The organism is Collimonas humicola (assembly GCF_018304945.1).
Classification (GTDB): domain Bacteria; phylum Pseudomonadota; class Gammaproteobacteria; order Burkholderiales; family Burkholderiaceae_D; genus Collimonas; species Collimonas humicola.
Genome location: NZ_JAGQEE010000002.1, coordinates 469,896 through 485,074, shown reverse-complemented (window position 1 = coordinate 485,074; position 15,179 = coordinate 469,896). Strand labels below are relative to the sequence as shown.

Annotated in this window: 13 protein-coding genes; 4 read left to right on the top strand and 9 right to left on the bottom strand. The window is 60.3% G+C overall.

Annotation, left to right across the window (positions count from 1 at the left end; all coding sequences use genetic code 11):
• Window positions 1-37: 37 nt before the first annotated feature.
• The 6 genes from darG to KHU30_RS10915 all read right to left on the bottom strand — a co-directional run bounded on the left by darG (window position 38) and on the right by KHU30_RS10915 (window position 5,999).
• Window positions 38-1,114, bottom strand: coding sequence for a type II toxin-antitoxin system antitoxin DNA ADP-ribosyl glycohydrolase DarG (gene darG / locus KHU30_RS10940; RefSeq protein WP_211442666.1), 1,077 nt, complete (start codon window positions 1,112-1,114; stop codon window positions 38-40).
• Window positions 1,114-1,755 carry a type II toxin-antitoxin system toxin DNA ADP-ribosyl transferase DarT gene (gene darT / locus KHU30_RS10935; protein WP_211442665.1) on the bottom strand — a complete coding sequence of 214 codons (642 nt, stop codon included), beginning with the start codon at window positions 1,753-1,755 and terminating at the stop codon, window positions 1,114-1,116. The genes darG and darT overlap by 1 nt, the downstream gene beginning before the upstream one ends.
• 102 nt (window positions 1,756-1,857) lie before the next feature.
• Window positions 1,858-2,343 (bottom strand): asparaginase domain-containing protein, encoded by a 486-nt coding sequence (locus KHU30_RS10930; protein ID WP_211442664.1) that lies wholly within the window; start codon window positions 2,341-2,343, stop codon window positions 1,858-1,860.
• Window positions 2,344-2,377: 34 nt separating this feature from the next.
• Entirely contained in the window at window positions 2,378-3,784 is a 1,407-nt protein-coding gene (locus tag KHU30_RS10925) for a c-type cytochrome (RefSeq protein WP_211442663.1), read from the bottom strand.
• A complete protein-coding gene (locus KHU30_RS10920; RefSeq protein WP_211442662.1) occupies window positions 3,781-5,382 on the bottom strand; it encodes a GMC family oxidoreductase in 1,602 nt (533 codons plus the stop codon). The genes KHU30_RS10925 and KHU30_RS10920 overlap by 4 nt, the downstream gene beginning before the upstream one ends.
• A gap of 2 nt (window positions 5,383-5,384) precedes the next feature.
• The gene (locus tag KHU30_RS10915) at window positions 5,385-5,999 is read right to left on the bottom strand and encodes a sorbitol dehydrogenase family protein (protein ID WP_211442661.1); all 615 of its coding nucleotides are present in this window, start codon (window positions 5,997-5,999) and stop codon (window positions 5,385-5,387) included.
• 154 nt (window positions 6,000-6,153) lie between these two features.
• On the opposite strand from KHU30_RS10915, the gene KHU30_RS10910 reads away from it, so the two are divergent.
• The gene (locus KHU30_RS10910) at window positions 6,154-6,912 is read left to right on the top strand and encodes an L-asparaginase (RefSeq protein ID WP_211442660.1); all 759 of its coding nucleotides are present in this window, start codon (window positions 6,154-6,156) and stop codon (window positions 6,910-6,912) included.
• Here KHU30_RS10910 and KHU30_RS10905 read toward each other — a convergent pair.
• The gene (locus tag KHU30_RS10905; RefSeq protein WP_211442659.1) at window positions 6,909-7,901 is read right to left on the bottom strand and encodes a D-2-hydroxyacid dehydrogenase family protein; all 993 of its coding nucleotides are present in this window, start codon (window positions 7,899-7,901) and stop codon (window positions 6,909-6,911) included. The genes KHU30_RS10910 and KHU30_RS10905 overlap by 4 nt on opposite strands.
• A 361-nt stretch (window positions 7,902-8,262) precedes the next feature.
• Here KHU30_RS10905 and KHU30_RS10900 point away from each other — a divergent pair, with 361 nt between their 5' ends.
• Window positions 8,263-10,134, top strand: coding sequence for a phosphoenolpyruvate carboxykinase (GTP) (locus KHU30_RS10900; protein WP_211442658.1), 1,872 nt, complete (start codon window positions 8,263-8,265; stop codon window positions 10,132-10,134).
• Between the two features lie 303 nt (window positions 10,135-10,437).
• Here the strand turns inward: KHU30_RS10900 and KHU30_RS10895 are convergent, their stop codons facing one another.
• Window positions 10,438-10,755, bottom strand: a complete 318-nt coding sequence (locus KHU30_RS10895; protein WP_211442657.1) for a hypothetical protein — start codon at window positions 10,753-10,755, stop codon at window positions 10,438-10,440.
• A gap of 404 nt (window positions 10,756-11,159) precedes the next feature.
• Between KHU30_RS10895 and KHU30_RS10890 the strand changes: the two genes are divergently transcribed.
• Window positions 11,160-12,125, top strand: a complete 966-nt coding sequence (locus tag KHU30_RS10890) for a LysR family transcriptional regulator (protein ID WP_211442656.1) — start codon at window positions 11,160-11,162, stop codon at window positions 12,123-12,125.
• Window positions 12,126-12,193: 68 nt separating this feature from the next.
• On the opposite strand, the gene gntK is transcribed toward KHU30_RS10890, so the two are convergent.
• On the bottom strand, window positions 12,194-13,750 hold the full coding sequence (gene gntK / locus KHU30_RS10885; RefSeq protein WP_211442655.1) for a gluconokinase: 1,557 nt from the start codon (window positions 13,748-13,750) through the stop codon (window positions 12,194-12,196).
• A 394-nt stretch (window positions 13,751-14,144) separates the two neighbouring features.
• Here gntK and gntR point away from each other — a divergent pair, with 394 nt between their 5' ends.
• Window positions 14,145-15,179, top strand: a complete 1,035-nt coding sequence (gene gntR / locus KHU30_RS10880; RefSeq protein ID WP_211442654.1) for an HTH-type transcriptional regulator GntR — start codon at window positions 14,145-14,147, stop codon at window positions 15,177-15,179.

Below are 15,179 nucleotides of genomic sequence, written 5' to 3'. Positions count from 1 at the left end.
CTGAAGAAAGGGCGTCAATAATGCAAAATATCTGTCTTCAAACCATGGCGACTTGATTGTCCCGCATAGTAAGACGTTCCAATGCAATACCAATCGCCCGTTCATCGAACAAGCGACTCTTGCGCTCCGCAGCTCCTGCCGGCCAACTTTGCAAACCTTCACGCACGCCTGCAATCGTTGCGGGAACGCTCTCTTTGATCAACAACCAGTCAACGGTAGCCAGCAGTTCCATCCCAAACGGCGATTCAAAGCCGTCAATCAAGGCCGTCGTGCGTTCCAGTGCCTGTACATAAGGCTTGGCTTCGCTTTTCAGGTAAGTGTCCAGAAATGTTTTGCGCTCGTCATCAAACCAAATGACGTCGAGTGGATCAGCATCGCTGATGCGTTTGTCGCAATGCAGATAACTGCCATCTAAGTTGTTCAGCAGATGATCCAACCGGTTAGCGTAAGGGCCATATTTGTGCGCGACAAATTGCAGGTCTAACGGGTTATCAGGTGCATAGCGTTTGATCGAACGCTCTAAGAACCATGCCAATTTTTGGATTTCCAACAGGCTGCATTCCATGCCCAGCACCCAATAACGCCGCACCAGTTCGGCAATCAATGCACGTGCAGGAGTGAGTTTTTCCACCCCGCTACGTTTGGCGACATTTTGGTATTGATTGGTTGGTTCGAACACTGTGATATCAACGTCCTGCAGATCAGCAAATGCCAACTCGATCTGTTCACGAACCAGGGGCCAATCCAACCCACCATTGCCTGCGCCGAGCGGTGGAATGGCAATCGACTTGACCTTATTTTCAAGCAAAAAACGACGCAAATCCTGTAATCCGTCCACTATCCAGCTCATTTGCGACGGTGCACGCCAATGCTGCTTGGTAGGAAAGTTCACAATCCAGCGCGGACCGTCGAGCTCGCGCACTTCAGTCACGAACATCTGGCCGGTATGGACTTGTTTGGCTTTACACGCGGCGGCATAGCGCTGGAAGTTGTCGGCGAAGCGCTCTTTGAACATGAGCGCAATGCCTTTACCCATTACCCCCACAGTATTGACGGTATTGACCAGCGCTTCTACCTTGGCTTCCAGTAAATTGCCTTGAGCAAATGTGATCATTAGAAGTACCATCCCGTTCTTGCATGAACCGGCAAGGTAAGGCCGCGTGCCCGTACCTGTTGCCCAATGCTTTGTTTCAAATTCTCAGTATAACAAACGATACCGAGCACACCTTGAATTGGCAAGCGCTGATAGATTAACGCCTCAGCTTGATAGCGCTCCATCTTACGAGGATCATCCGCATCACGCTTGAAATCCCGCCGCTGCAAGAGGGGCCAGTCGATCTCAGAGAGCTCGGTCAAATCGCTATAGTAATTAGTCCAGTCCGGGTAAGCATGGGCATTGGTAAATACTAGGGGTAAATCCAACGACTGCACATGATGCAGACTCGACACAATAATCACGATTTCGTCATTAGGGCGTTGTTGTACACCCCATCCGGAATGGATGCTCTTCATCATCACCGAGAACGGAGTGAAGTAAAAAGGCACGTAATCTGCCAATGTGCCACCTGGCGCGATCGGCACCGCGCGATGACGACGTTTATCGATCAATTCGGGATTACCGATATTGATGTAATTCGGTGCCAGTAAATTTGAATTTGCACAATGCAAGCCATTGTCCAAAATCCACGGCAGGTTGTTGCGGTGAGTAATACGCCAGATCAGTGCCTTGTCTGGATTGAGATTGGAATAAATCATTGTGAGAACATTGACGCATTTATCCTAATTTCTGCCTGCACACCATTACGCTTCTTTTCCTCCTCAACATCTTGTATGACGAGTATCAACAAGATAGCAGTACTACAGCGGCTCGAAAACCCCTGCAGTGCGGTTCTTCGCGACCTTGTCCCAGGCAAAGATCTTGCCGTTCATCGCCACGTACACGCCGTGCGGCAAGACTTGCGCAACGCCGCAGGCAAAGCCGAAATTGAACAGGGCGTCGGAGTTGGCGATGGCATAGGGAATCATCGCGCCCGTCACCACGATGGTCTTGTCCAGCGTAGCCGCGCCGAGCACTGCAGCGGTCTCGCGCATGGTGTCGGTGCCGTGGATGATGACGATCGCTTCTTCCTTGGCATGGCTGCAGGACGCCAGCACGCGCCGGCGGTCGATGTCCTGCATGTCGAGCGAATCGAGCAGCGGCAGCTCTTCCAGGGCGATTTCGGTAGTGATGCGGGCGCGCTGGATCACTTGCGGCAGGTGGCTGGCGGCAAAGGTCAGCTTGCCGGCGATCTCGTCGTAGTGTTTATCGAAGGTGCCGCCGGTGGCGATGATGCGTAAAGCCATGAGAATCCGTTTCCTTTTCTATAATGTGGCCGTATCAGGATTGCCTGGACTGGCGACGGCCGCCGCGCCTGAAGATTGAAAACAGTATAAATACCACGATCAGCGCCAATCCCGCCAGCCCCGCCGGCATCAAAGTTGTCAGCGGCGAGGGCGGTCCGCCCTGGCGCTGGATTTTCACCTGTTCGGGCGTGATCGGCGGCGTATCGGCATGGCCGTACCGCTTGACCACGTAGTTGGCCAGCACGGCGACCTGAGCGTCATCCAGGTGGCCGGCAAAGCCGGGCATGAAAGTTTCTTCCTTGGCGCCGCGGCGTTGCACGCCATCCAGGATCACCATCAGCAGGTTGCCTGGATCGCGGGCGCCGACCACGCTGTTGTTGAACAGCGAAGGATAGTAGCCATCGACCACGCCGCTGCCGCTGGCAGAATGGCAACTGGCGCAATTGCCGCTGAACAGTTCCGCGCCGCCGGAAGCATTGCTGCTGACCGATACCGCGGCAATCCCGCGGATCTCGGCATCGTCGTCGGCCGGCTGGCCCCAGGCATAGCGCGGCTTCTTGTCGGCTGCATCGTTGACTGCCGGTACACTGCGCAGATAGGTGACGATCGCCTTCAGGTCGTCATCGGTCAGATACTGCAAGCTGTGCTCGATGGCTTCCGCCATGCCGCCCGCGGCCGAAGCCTTGCCTGGCGCCATGCCGGTTTTCAGGTACTGCAGCAGTTCTTCGTCTTTCCAGCCGCCGACGCCGCTGACCGGATCGGGCGTGATGTTGAACGCGGTCCAGCCGCCCAGCTGGGCGCCGCCAAAGGAACGCTTGAGGTCCAGCCCCATGGTGAGGTTGCGCGGCGTGTGGCATTCCTGGCAATGCGCCAGGCCGTTGACCAGATAATTGCCGCGGTTCCATTCCGGGCTCTTGGCAGCATCCGCCTTCAGCTCGCCCGGCGTGAAATTGAACAGGTTCCAGCCGGCCATCAGCCAGCGCTGGCTGAACGGGAAGGGCAGTTTGTTTTCCGGGGTCTTTTGCTGTATCGGCGGCAGGCTGAACAGATAGGCCTTGATCGCCAGCACGTCGTCGCGCGACAGCTTGGTGAAGGAGGCGTAGGGGAAGGCCGGGTAGAGGCGCTTGCCTTCATCGTCGATCCCTTCATGCAGCGCGCGGACGAAATCCTCGTCGCTCCAGTCGCCGATGCCGGTTTCCTTGTCAGCCGTGATATTCGGGCCGTAGATGGTGCCGAACGGGGTCGCCAGCGGATAGCCGCCGGCGAAAGGCTTGGCCGGATCGACCGTATGGCAGGCGATGCAGTCGGCGGCCTTGGCCAGGTATTCGCCGCGCTTGATCTGGTCGGCGCTGGGCGCAGCGGCGGCAACAGCGCCATGCGCCAGGCCGGCCGCCAGCGCCAGGCCGCCGCACCATGCGGAAATTTGCGAGCGGGCCGTCATAGCACTGTCCTCAAGGTGTCGGCGATGCGCAGCGACAGGGCGGCAATCGTCAGCGTGCAGTTGACCGTGCCGGCGACCGGCATCACCGCGCTGCTGGCGATGAACAGGTTTTCGTGGTCATGCGAGCGGCAATGGGCGTCGACCACCGAATCGCGCGGATCGCCGCCCATGATGACGGCGCCCATGATGTGGTTGTTGGGGGCGAAATCGTCGTCGAACCTGACTTCGGTGCCGCCGAACATGGCGGCGATGCTGGCATAGGTTTCATGCGTCAGCACCGCGCTCTTCTTCACATAATCGTCGATGGAGTAGGTGATTTCCGGTTGCGGAATGCCGAGCGCATCGCGCTTCTCGCTGCTTGGCCGTATGCGGTTTTCTGGATTCGGCAAGATGTCGTGGAAGCTGTTGATGTTGACCGTGCGCGCGGCGCGGCGGCGGATTTCCTGGTTCAGCTTGAGGCCGACCAGGCCATCCTTCAAGGCGCTCTGGGTCGCGTGGTTGGTCTGCGCCATATTGTTCAGGTGCAGTTTCTTGGCGGCGTATTCGGAACGGAAAGCGCCGTCGCGCATGTCCACCATGGACGTCATTTCGATCGGTCCGCGCCCCGGCCACAAGTCTTCATTGGCGAGGAAGGTGACGCCGGTGCCGGGATGATCCATCAGGTTGCGGCCGACCTGGTCCGAGCTGTTGCCGATGCCGTTCTTGTGCTTGTCGTCGGTCGAAATCAGCATCAGCTTGGGGATCTCGATGCCGTTCGCCGCCAGCACGAAATACTTGCCGGCGACGCGGTGCGTGACGCCCTCCGGATCCTTGTAATGGACCGCGCTGATGCGCTCCTTGGCGTCCACCTCGATGCGGTAGACCACGGCGTCGGGCAGCACCCTGGCGCCGGCTTTTTCGGCCTTTTCGACATGGATGATGCCGCTGTACATCGCGGCGATCGGGCAGATCGGCATGCAGTTGTTGTTGCCGCAGCAGTTGGGCCGCTCATCGTAGGCGCGGCTGTTGCGCGCCACCGGTTCCGACACCACCTTGTGGCCGTTGGCGTTGACCACGGCGCTGAAGCGCTGGTCGTTCCACGACAGCGGCAGATGATCCATCGGATAGGGCTGCTTGCGCGGCGAGCCGAGATCGGTGCCGTCGTTGGGGCCGGATACGCCGAGTTCGACTTCCGCGCGATAGTAATAAGGTTCCAGTTCGTCGTAGCTGATCGGCCAGTCGCGGCCGACGCCGTACAGGGTTTTCATGCGGAAGTCGTTGGGCAGGAAACGCCATGCGGCGGCAGCCCAGTGCCAGGTGGTGCCGCCGACCGCGCGGATGTATTGCGAGTTGTACTTGTGCGTCCCTTTAAGGATCAGGTAATTGTTTTCCGGCGTGTATTCGGGATGCGGCGCATATTTGGTGGACGGATAGGGCACCATGAAATCGTCTTTGCTGGGCGTGTTGCGATAGTTTTCGACGATGCGCCAGCGCTCCAGCCGCGGCCCGGCTTCCAGCACCAGCACCGAAGCCCCGGACGCTGCCAGCTGGTGCGCCACCAGGGCGCCGGCGACGCCGGAACCGACAATCACTACGTCTGCAGACAAGTTGTCAGCCATGGTCAAACCCTCGCTTTCAATACCGCCGGCTGGGTCACCCAGTAGCCGGGAGCGGCGCGGCAATAAGTCGGCACGACGACGGCATCGCGCACCTGGTCGAACATCAGCGCCTGCTCGAAAGCGATCACCTTGGCGCCGCCGGTAACTCCGCCGTCGCCCACCACGCCCAGGTACCAGGCGCTGACGATACGGTGCAGCACCAGCGACAATGCGCTGTCGCTGCCGACAGCCGAAGCCAGGTTATCGACATCCTGGATCTTATGGTCCTGGCTGTATTGCCACAGCGCTGCCGCCTGTTTTTCAAACTCGATGGCTTGCACGCTTAGCGCGTTGTAAATCCTGGCGCCGATGCGCGCGTTCAGTTTCGGCGTAGCAGTCAGCAGTGCCGACAGGGCCATGAAATCGCTTTGCTGCCGGGTGTTAGCGCCGGCGGAAGGGGCGGCTGGAGCGCTGCTCTGGGCCGCGGCTTGCTGCAGCCAATGGGGGATGCTCATCATGGCGAAACTTGCACCGGCCAGCAACATGAGCTTGCGCCTGCCGGCGGAGAACCCGCCGGAAGCCTGGTCGATGGACTGCTTGCCTGATTGCTCGTCGGGTACCGATGGACCTTGCTTCATATGGCTAGTCCTTTCTGCCTTGGGGTAGGCTGATTATACTCAGCTAAGCAAATCGATGTTGCGCCTTTCGACTACCCTAGGAAAACGCGGCGCAGCGGCTACACTGGTAACATTTGATTTTTGCATGTGCGCTTTTTAAAAGAATTTTCAGATCATGAAACCCATCGCTCCCGGCACCGTTATCTTCCACCGCTTCCGCGGCTACGGCGTCATCACGTCGGTCAATCTGCTGACCGGCTGGATCTCCGCGCGTTTCGGCAGCGAGATGCGGACCCTCGATCTGAACCTGTCGTCGGATGAAGTGCAGCATGCGGACGGCGAAGCGATCCTGTTCCGCCACGCGCCGCCGGACCGCATGCCGCATGCGCGCCTGATGGCGCTGGTGCGCGAGCTGCATCGCGCCGGCTATCAGCGCCTGTACCTGTACAGCTGGCCCAAGCCGTCCGGCCTGCACTGGCGCTGGCATTTGTTTTGCGGCCGGCGCAGCTGGATGGAAAGACCGCGGCGCGAAGGCTGGTACGGCTCCGGCGCCGACTACAACTTCAATCCCATCATGGGCTGGGGCGACCAGCCAGGCGCCAGCGTGCCCGAGCTGGCCAGCGCGCTGGCCCAGTTCGATCCGCACGGGCTGGCGCAGGCGCTCGGGCGCGACGAAGACCACAGCAGCTGGTTTGCCAAGGTATGCGAGGCCTTGCTGCCCGATTACGCCTTCAGCCTGGGCTGGAGCGAAGGCCCGATGCCGGATAGCCTGCCGGTGATCCCGGTGCGCAAGAACCTGGCGGAATACAGCGGCCCGCCCTTGCCGTGGCCGCCCGGCTGGCAAGGAATGTGGCGCGACACCACGCTGGCGATGCCGGCGGCCAGGCTGAACAAGCTGATCCTGCCGAACGGCGCCAGCGCCGACGACGACTAATTGGGCCGCAGCGCGTCCGGATTCAAGACATTCTTCGGCGTGCCGTTGGCGAACTCGACCACATTCTGGAACGCAGCGCGGAAGTACAGCTCATAGCTGTCCTTTTCCACATAGCCCAGATGCGGCGAAGCCAGCACGTTTTCCATCCGCAGCAGCGGCGAATCCGGCGCCAGCGGCTCGGTTTCATACACATCCAGCGCGGCATAGCCCGGCCGCCCTTGCTGCAAGGCGGGCAACAGGGCGCCTGCCGCCACCAGTTCAGCGCGGCTGGTGTTGACGAAAATCGCACTGGCTTTCATCTGCGCCAGATCGGCAGCCTCGACGATGCCGCGGGTGGCGTCGTTCAAGCGCAGATGCAGCGTCAGCACATCCGCCTCGGCAAAGAACTGCTGTTTCGATTCCGCCGCCTGATAACCGTCCGCCAGCGCTGCGGCACGGCTGCCGTCGCGGCCCCAGACCAGCACTCGCATGCCGAAGGCCTTGCCGTAACCGGCAACCATGCGGCCAATTTTTCCATAACCCCAGACCGCCAGCGTGCGCCCCTTGAGCACGGTGCCGAGCACATTGTTTTGCGGCAGCGCCGAAACCGACTGCCATTGCCCTTCCTGCAGATTGCTGACATAGCGCGGAATGCGGCGGCTGGCGGCCATGATCAGGGCCCAGGTCAGCTCAGCCGGCGCGGTCGGATCACCGACGCCTTCGACGATCGCAATGCCGGCCGCGGTGGCGGCCTCGACATCGATATGGCCGCTCACCTTGCCGGTTTGCGAGATCAGTTTCAGCTTCGGCAATTTTTGCAGCAGGGCCTTGGAAAAACTGCTGCGTTCGCGTATCAACACCAGCGCATCGAAATCGGCCAGGCGTATCGCCAGCTGACCCAGGCCGCGGGCAGAATTGTTGAACACTTTGACCTCATGGCCCTCCAACAGCTTGAAGCTGTCGAGATGGCGCACGCAATCCTGATAATCATCCAGTACGGCAATTTTCATGGGGCTTTTCAATCAAAAACGGTGAAAAAACGGCTGCCGCGTAATAAAGCAACAGCATCCGGAAAATGGGAAATACCTTACTACAATAGTTGGTCATTTTCACTACAAATCGGGTGTACAATCGGCCGACTTTTCCACCACAATGTACATAAAATAAACAACTTCAGCCTGCGGTGTGCGGCCTTTGGCAGCAGTAAAACCGGGTGCTGGTTGTTATCTGAAACCTGAGCATTATTTCATTTTTTGCCGCTCGCAGTGAGCGCAACAACATTCCGCCCGCCGGCCATGTTCCGCGACTTCTTCCGCGGCTCCCCGGGCAGGCAACAGCAGATTTCTTTATTGGTATTGGAGGTAAATAGTCATGAATCAACCCCGTATGGGTGGCATCGCCACACTGAATGCGCCGGTGTATGTCAAACAGCAAAAGCTGATCAACTGGGTCGCTGAAATCGCGGCTCTGACCAAGCCGGAGCGCATCTACTGGTGCGACGGCTCGCAAGCCGAGTACGACCGCCTGTGCAGCGAAATGGTGGCCGCCGGCACCATGAAAAAACTCAACCAGGAAAAACGTCCGAACAGCTACCTGGCGTGCTCCGATCCATCCGACGTGGCGCGGGTGGAAGACCGCACCTTCATTTGCTCGGCCAAGAAAGAGGACGCCGGCCCGACCAACAACTGGACCGATCCGGCGGAAATGCGCAACACCCTGCACGGCCTGTTCGACGGCTGCATGCAAGGCCGCACCATGTATGTGGTGCCGTTCTCGATGGGCCCGCTGGGTTCGCCGATTGCGCACATCGGCGTCGAGCTGTCCGACTCGCCTTACGTCGCGGTCAACATGCGCATCATGACGCGCATGGGCAAGGCAGTCTACGACGTGCTCGGCAGCGACGGCGAATTCGTCCCTTGCGTGCATAGCGTCGGCGCGCCGCTGGCCGCCGGCCAGAAAGACGTGGCATGGCCATGCAATCCGACCAAGTACATTGTTCACTATCCGGAAACCCGCGAAATCTGGTCCTACGGTTCCGGCTACGGCGGCAATGCCCTGCTCGGCAAGAAGTGCTTCGCCTTGCGCATCGCTTCCACCATGGGCCGCGACCAGGGCTGGCTGGCGGAACACATGCTGATCCTCGGCGTCGAATCCCCCGCCGGCAAGAAGCATTACGTGGCGGCGGCTTTCCCGTCGGCTTGCGGCAAGACCAATTTCGCCATGCTGATCCCGCCTGCCGGTTTCGAAGGCTGGAAAGTCACCACCATCGGCGACGACATCGCCTGGATCAAGCCGGGCGCCGACGGCCGCCTGTATGCGATCAATCCGGAAGCCGGCTATTTCGGCGTCGCTCCCGGCACCAACGACAAGACCAACCACAACTGCATGGCGTCGATGCGCGAAAACACCATCTTCACCAACGTCGCCCTGACCGACGATGGCGATGTCTGGTGGGAAGGCATGAGCAAGGAAGCGCCGGCGCATCTGATCGACTGGCAAGGCAAGGACTGGACGCCGGCGAGCGCCAAGGAAACCGGCGCCAAGGCGGCCCATCCGAATGCCCGCTTTACCGTTGCCGCCACCCAGAATCCGGTGATCGACGCTGCCTGGGACGATCCTGCCGGCGTGCCGATCTCGGCCTTCATTTTCGGCGGCCGCCGCTCCACTACCGTGCCACTGGTAACGGAGGCGCGCAACTGGGTCGAAGGCGTCTACATGGCTGCCACCATGGGTTCGGAAACCACCGCCGCTGCAGCCGGCCAGCAAGGCATCGTGCGGCGCGATCCGTTCGCCATGCTGCCGTTCATCGGCTACAACATGAGCGACTACTTCCAGCACTGGCTGACCCTGGGCGAAAAACTTGCAGCGCAAGGCAAGGCCGAATTACCGAAGATTTTCTGCGTCAACTGGTTCCGCACCGACGCCGACGGCAAGTTCGTCTGGCCTGGCTTCGGCGACAACATGCGTGTGCTGAAGTGGATGCTGGAACGCCTGGACGGCGCCAGCGCAGCCAGCGTCGGCGGTGTCGAACATCTGTTTGGCGTCACGCCGCGCTATGCCGACCTGAGCTGGGAAGGACTGGACTTCAGCGAACAGCAGTTCAACACCATCACCGCGATCGACAAGGCTGCCTGGCAGGCCGAGACCGCGCTGCACACGGAACTGTTCGAGAAGCTGAAATACCATCTGCCGCAACAGCTGGCCGATGTGAAGCAGACGCTGGAAAAGCGCCTGGCTGAATAACGCTGCCATCGCGCAAAACAAAAACGCCCGCATGTCGCGGGCGTTTTTTTATGCTGCATCCTGATTCAATCGAAGTCAAAAAAATCCCTGCTGTCAGGTTGGCAGCAGGGTGAATCCTTCCCTCGCAGGAAAGAGGAGACGTCAGAAAAAACCGTGCAGCGGAATATTGCTTGTTACAGACCGTTGAGGCCCATCCAGGCCAGCACGCGGCTTACCTGCGCGCGCAGCCACTGCATGACTGCAAAAGTCGGGAAACCGTCTTCGTCGTGATAGATGTATTGGTGCATGGAAAACTCCTTATGGTTAATCGCGGCCAGCCAGCATGCGCAGTTCGGCGGCCAGGAGGGGCTGGCTGACGGCCTGGTCGTTAGCCAGGCGGCGCATCAATTGCTGCCCTTTGAACTTACTGCGGGCTATCCGCTGTTCCAGCGATTTGCGCGGCTTGATCAATATCAAGGCGGCACGCAAGATCCCCATCCAAAGCGGCTTGAAAACCACCATCAAGGTCGCCAGTGCGCCCAATCCCAGCGCCGGCCGGAGCGCGGCTGCAGCGGCTGCGAGCAGCGCCGATGCGTCGAACAGGGCCATTTCAGCTGGCAGGGCAAAAGCGAATAAAGACATACCGACTACTTTTCAATGATGTTGTTGCATTGCAGTATATTGATTGCGGAGGAAGCTCGCCAATTCTGATTTTGGATATCAGTTATGTGTTCGACGAATAATGGCTGGATTCCAGAGAAAATCCGCGCCCCCTCATCATCCATCCAATGTGTGTAATATAAAGGCTGCGGAAGGGAATTCGATTTCCCTTGAATTTCCTTGTGGAAACCATTTTATATATCAGACATAATCCAGCCTGATATGCGACTTATGCGGCGATGCAATATTCTGGTGCATCTTGAATTCTGTCATTGCGCTTTCATATAACAGTTATAGAATCTGTGAATATTTCTTGCGGGTCAAATAATTTCCGCGGCCCTGCCGGCCAAAAAATTAACCAAAAATAATCAACCTTATATCCAGACATGAGTTTTTTAACGCTTGACTTGAACCTGCTGCGCGTCTTCGATGCTGTCATGACCGAGCAAAACCTGACGCGCGCCGCCAGCCGCCTGGCGATGACGCAGCCGGCGGTATCGAATGCCCTGAAGCGGCTGCGCGATACGCTCAACGATGAGCTGCTGATCCGCACCGCGCACGGCGTCAAGCCGACCCAGCATGCGGAGGAACTGTGGCCGGTGGTGCGGCGCGCCCTGACCGACCTGGAAACCGCGATCACGCCCGAAACCTTCGACGTTTCTCGCGCCCACACCACCTTCCAGATGGCGATGGCGGACGCCACCGCCGCGCTGTGGCTGCCCGCGCTGGTGCGCACCATCGAGCGCAATGCACCGCAAATGAACATCCGCATGGTGCCGCTGACCACCCGCGATCCGCGCCAGATGCTGTTGCGCGGCGATGTCGACCTGGCGGTCGGCTTCTTCCCGGGCGTGGCGGCGCAGCTGGCCGGCGGCCAGACCACCAGCGCGTCGCCGATACACCACGAGCGCCTGTACACCGGCGAATACGTGTGCGTGATGCACAAGAACCATCCGCTGGCGAACCAGGTGCTGACGCTGGATAACTACTGCGCCTCGCATCACTTGCTGGTAAGTTTTTCCGGCCGCGCGCATGGCTTGATCGATGAGACCCTGGCGGCAATGGGACGTGAGCGGCGCATCCTGCTGACCGTGAACCAGTTCTTCACCGCCGGCCGCGTGGTCGCCAGTTCCGATCTGCTGACCGTGCTGCCGCGCCACCTGATCGGCGCGACCGGCATGACCGACGTGCTGGTGGCGCGCGAGCTGCCGTTTCCAACGCCCGCCGTACACGTCGACATGCTGTGGCACGAACGCGATGCACGCAACCCGGCGCATAAATGGCTACGCAGCCACCTGAGCGAAACCGCGCATGAGAAATTCAGCCTGATCGATCCGGAAGACGAAGATTAAAAAATAAGACGGAAGATGCCGTCATTCGCAACCTGGTCGCCTAGACGTGGCCGGCCGGGTGGGGTCGCCTAGCCAGGATCGCTAATTGCCGTCTCGCGCTGGAACTGCGACAGTTGCCGGTACTGCTGCTCCAGCAGTTTCGGGATGGCGGCGTAGATCGGCCACAGGCGGCGGTACAACGCCACGTTCTCCGGCTTGGGCAAATGCCGATGGGTAGCGCCCACCATGCCGCCGATCGCCTCCAGCGTATCGATTTTCCCCAGCGCATACAGACCCAGCACCGCCGCGCCGAGACAGGACGATTCGACGCTTTCCGGCACCACTACTTCGCGCTCGAAAATATCCGCCATCATTTGCCGCCACAAGGCCGAACGGGCGAAGCCGCCGGTGGCCATCATGCGGGTGGTCGGCCCGATCAGGTCTTCCACCGCCGGCAAAATGCTGTACAGGCTGAAAATCACGCCTTCCAGCGCCGCCCGTATCATGTGCTCTTTTCCATGGTGCATCGCCAGCCCGATGTAGGAACCGCGCGCATCGGCATTCCACAGCGGCGCCCGCTCGCCCGCCAGGTAAGGATGGAACAGCAAGCCTTCGGCGCCGGCAGGCACCGCTTCGGCAATCTTGGTGAGCGCCTCGTAGGCGTCGGTTCCCGCCTGCGTGGCGGCGCCCGCTTCGGCAGTGGCCAGCTCATCGCGCACCCAGCGGAAAATGCTGCCGCCGTTGTTGGTGGGGCCGCCCACCACCCAGTGCTTTGCCGTCAGCGCGTAGCAAAAGGTGCGGCCGGCCGGATCCGTCTTCGGCGTGTCGATCACGGTCCGCATCGCGCCCGAGGTGCCGATGGTGACCGCCACCTGGCCGGGGCCGATGGCGTTGACGCCGAGATTGGACAAGACGCCGTCGTTGGCGCCGATCACGAACGGCGTCGCCCGCGCCAGTCCCAGCTGCTGCGCCACGGCGGGCGCCAGGCCGCTCAGGTGATGGGTAGTCGGCACCAGCGCCGACAACTGCGCCGGACCGATGCCGAGCATGCTCAGCGCGCCTTGGTCCCAGTCCAGCTGCTGCAGGTTGAACATGCCGGTGGCGGAGGCGATCGAATGGTCGACCAGCCATGCGCCGAACAGGCGGTACAGCACGTATTCCTTCATGCCGACGAAACGCGCGGTGCGCGCAAACAATTCCGGCTGCTCGTGCCGCAGCCACATGATCTTGCACAGCGGCGACATCGGATGAATCGGCGTGCCGGTGCGCAGGTAGATCGCGTGGCCGTCCAGTTCGTCGCGGATGCGGTTGGCCCAGGCGCCGGCGCGGTTGTCGGCCCAGGTGATGCTGTTGCTGAGCAGCTGGCCGTCATCGCCCACTGCAATCACGCTGTGCATGGCGGCGCTGAAGGAGACCAGCGCGATCCGGGCGGGGTCGACGCGGCTGGCGCCGACCGCGTTGCGGATCGTGCCCAGCACCGCTTCATAGATCTGCAAGGGATCCTGCTCCGCCATGCCCGGCGTCGTGCACAGCAGCGGATATTCCACCGCGTGCTGCGCCACGATCTGCCCCTGGGTGGTGAACAGCACCGCCTTGGTGCTGGTGGTGCCGATATCTACGCCGAGCATGTATTCTGGCTGCTGCATGAACGTCCTCTTGATCGATGGATAGTGGCGGCGGGGCCGGCCTGACGCCGGCCTTAGCGCCCAATTGTAGTACTTGTGCAGCGCTTGCCGAAGGCAGCGATGATACAGCATATGTTAGCGCTAACATCGCGCCTCCGGGCAAATCCGCAAGAAGAGCGCCTGCGCAGGTAGTATCATTACTCCAGGGAAACAGCAACAATGCATAACAATGCGGCTCGGCTTGCGTGTAACATTGGACGCGCTGGTAAACAAGATACATAGACAAGACCTGCGGACACAATTCGCAGGCCAGATCCGTAGCCCGGCGCAGATCAAGCAGGCAGGCCCGCAGACAATAAACAAAAACCACTGGCAATGAGCCAGATGCACAGAGACCTTAACCTTCCCATCAACCATGAACAGCCCGGAACTCAAGCAACAACGCCATAGCCGCGCCAGCGGCAGAGTCACAATCGTGGACGTCGCGCGGGTGGCGCGCGTCAGTCCGATGACGGTATCGCGCGCGCTGAAGACACCTGCCCTGGTGCAGCTGGAAGCGCGCGAACGGATTACTGCTGCGATCAAGCAGCTCGGCTACGTGCCGAACCAGGCCGCCAGCACGCTGGCCTCGGCCAAATCGCAGGTAATCGGCGTGATCGTGCCGTCGCTCAGCAACTCGGTATTCGTAGAGACCTTGACGGGGATTCGCGACAGCCTGAACCAGCACGGCTATAAATTCCTGATCGGCGAAAGCGGTTATTCCTCGGACAAGGAAAGCCAGCTGATCAGCACTTACCTGGCGCATGCGCCGGACGGCTTTTTGTTAAGCGGCATAGAACAGCAGGATGCACTGCGCGAACAGCTGGCGGCGCACAATGTGCCGGCGGTGCGCATGTTCGACATCAACCCGCAAGGCAACGAGATCGCGGTCGGCTTTTCGCATGAAGAAGCGGGCTACAGCATCGCCCGCCACCTGATCGAACGCGGCTACCGCCATCCCGGCTTCCTCGGCGCCCAGCTCGATCCGCGCATGATGAAACGGCGCCACGGCTATCGCCGCGCGCTGGCCGAAGCCGGCCTGGCAACCGACATCGAAGTCCTGACGCCGGCGCCGTCGACGGTGGAACTCGGCACCAGGATGCTGGGCCAGATCCTGCAGCAGACGCCGTCATGCGACGCCGTATTCTGCTGCAACGACGACCTGGCGCTGGGCGTACTGTTCGAATGCCAGCGCCGCGGCCTCTCGGTGCCAGGCCAGATGGCGATCGCCGGTTTCAACGACCTGCCCTGGTCGGCCCACGCCAATCCCGGCATCACCACCATCGTCACGCCGCGCTACGACATCGGCTTTACCGCGGCGCAGCTGCTGATCAAAATGCTCAAGCGCGAGCCTGTGGAAAAAACCAGCGTCGATCTTGGTTTCAGGCTGGCGATACGCGCCAGTACCTGA

Bases quoted from the DNA above. Each gene is read 5' to 3' on its own strand.
- gntR (WP_211442654.1), top strand. From the start codon at position 14,145: ATGAACAGCCCGGAACTCAAGCAACAACGCCATAGCCGCGCCAGCGGC.
- darG (WP_211442666.1), bottom strand. From the start codon at position 1,114: ATGATCACATTTGCTCAAGGCAATTTACTGGAAGCCAAGGTAGAAGCG.
- KHU30_RS10930 (WP_211442664.1), bottom strand. From the start codon at position 2,343: ATGGCTTTACGCATCATCGCCACCGGCGGCACCTTCGATAAACACTAC.
- KHU30_RS10890 (WP_211442656.1), top strand. From the start codon at position 11,160: ATGAGTTTTTTAACGCTTGACTTGAACCTGCTGCGCGTCTTCGATGCT.
- KHU30_RS10920 (WP_211442662.1), bottom strand. From the start codon at position 5,382: ATGGCTGACAACTTGTCTGCAGACGTAGTGATTGTCGGTTCCGGCGTC.
- KHU30_RS10900 (WP_211442658.1), top strand. From the start codon at position 8,263: ATGAATCAACCCCGTATGGGTGGCATCGCCACACTGAATGCGCCGGTG.
- KHU30_RS10895 (WP_211442657.1), bottom strand. From the start codon at position 10,755: ATGTCTTTATTCGCTTTTGCCCTGCCAGCTGAAATGGCCCTGTTCGAC.
- KHU30_RS10910 (WP_211442660.1), top strand. From the start codon at position 6,154: ATGAAACCCATCGCTCCCGGCACCGTTATCTTCCACCGCTTCCGCGGC.
- darT (WP_211442665.1), bottom strand. From the start codon at position 1,755: ATGATTTATTCCAATCTCAATCCAGACAAGGCACTGATCTGGCGTATT.
- KHU30_RS10905 (WP_211442659.1), bottom strand. From the start codon at position 7,901: ATGAAAATTGCCGTACTGGATGATTATCAGGATTGCGTGCGCCATCTC.
- KHU30_RS10925 (WP_211442663.1), bottom strand. From the start codon at position 3,784: ATGACGGCCCGCTCGCAAATTTCCGCATGGTGCGGCGGCCTGGCGCTG.
- gntK (WP_211442655.1), bottom strand. From the start codon at position 13,750: ATGCAGCAGCCAGAATACATGCTCGGCGTAGATATCGGCACCACCAGC.
- KHU30_RS10915 (WP_211442661.1), bottom strand. From the start codon at position 5,999: ATGAAGCAAGGTCCATCGGTACCCGACGAGCAATCAGGCAAGCAGTCC.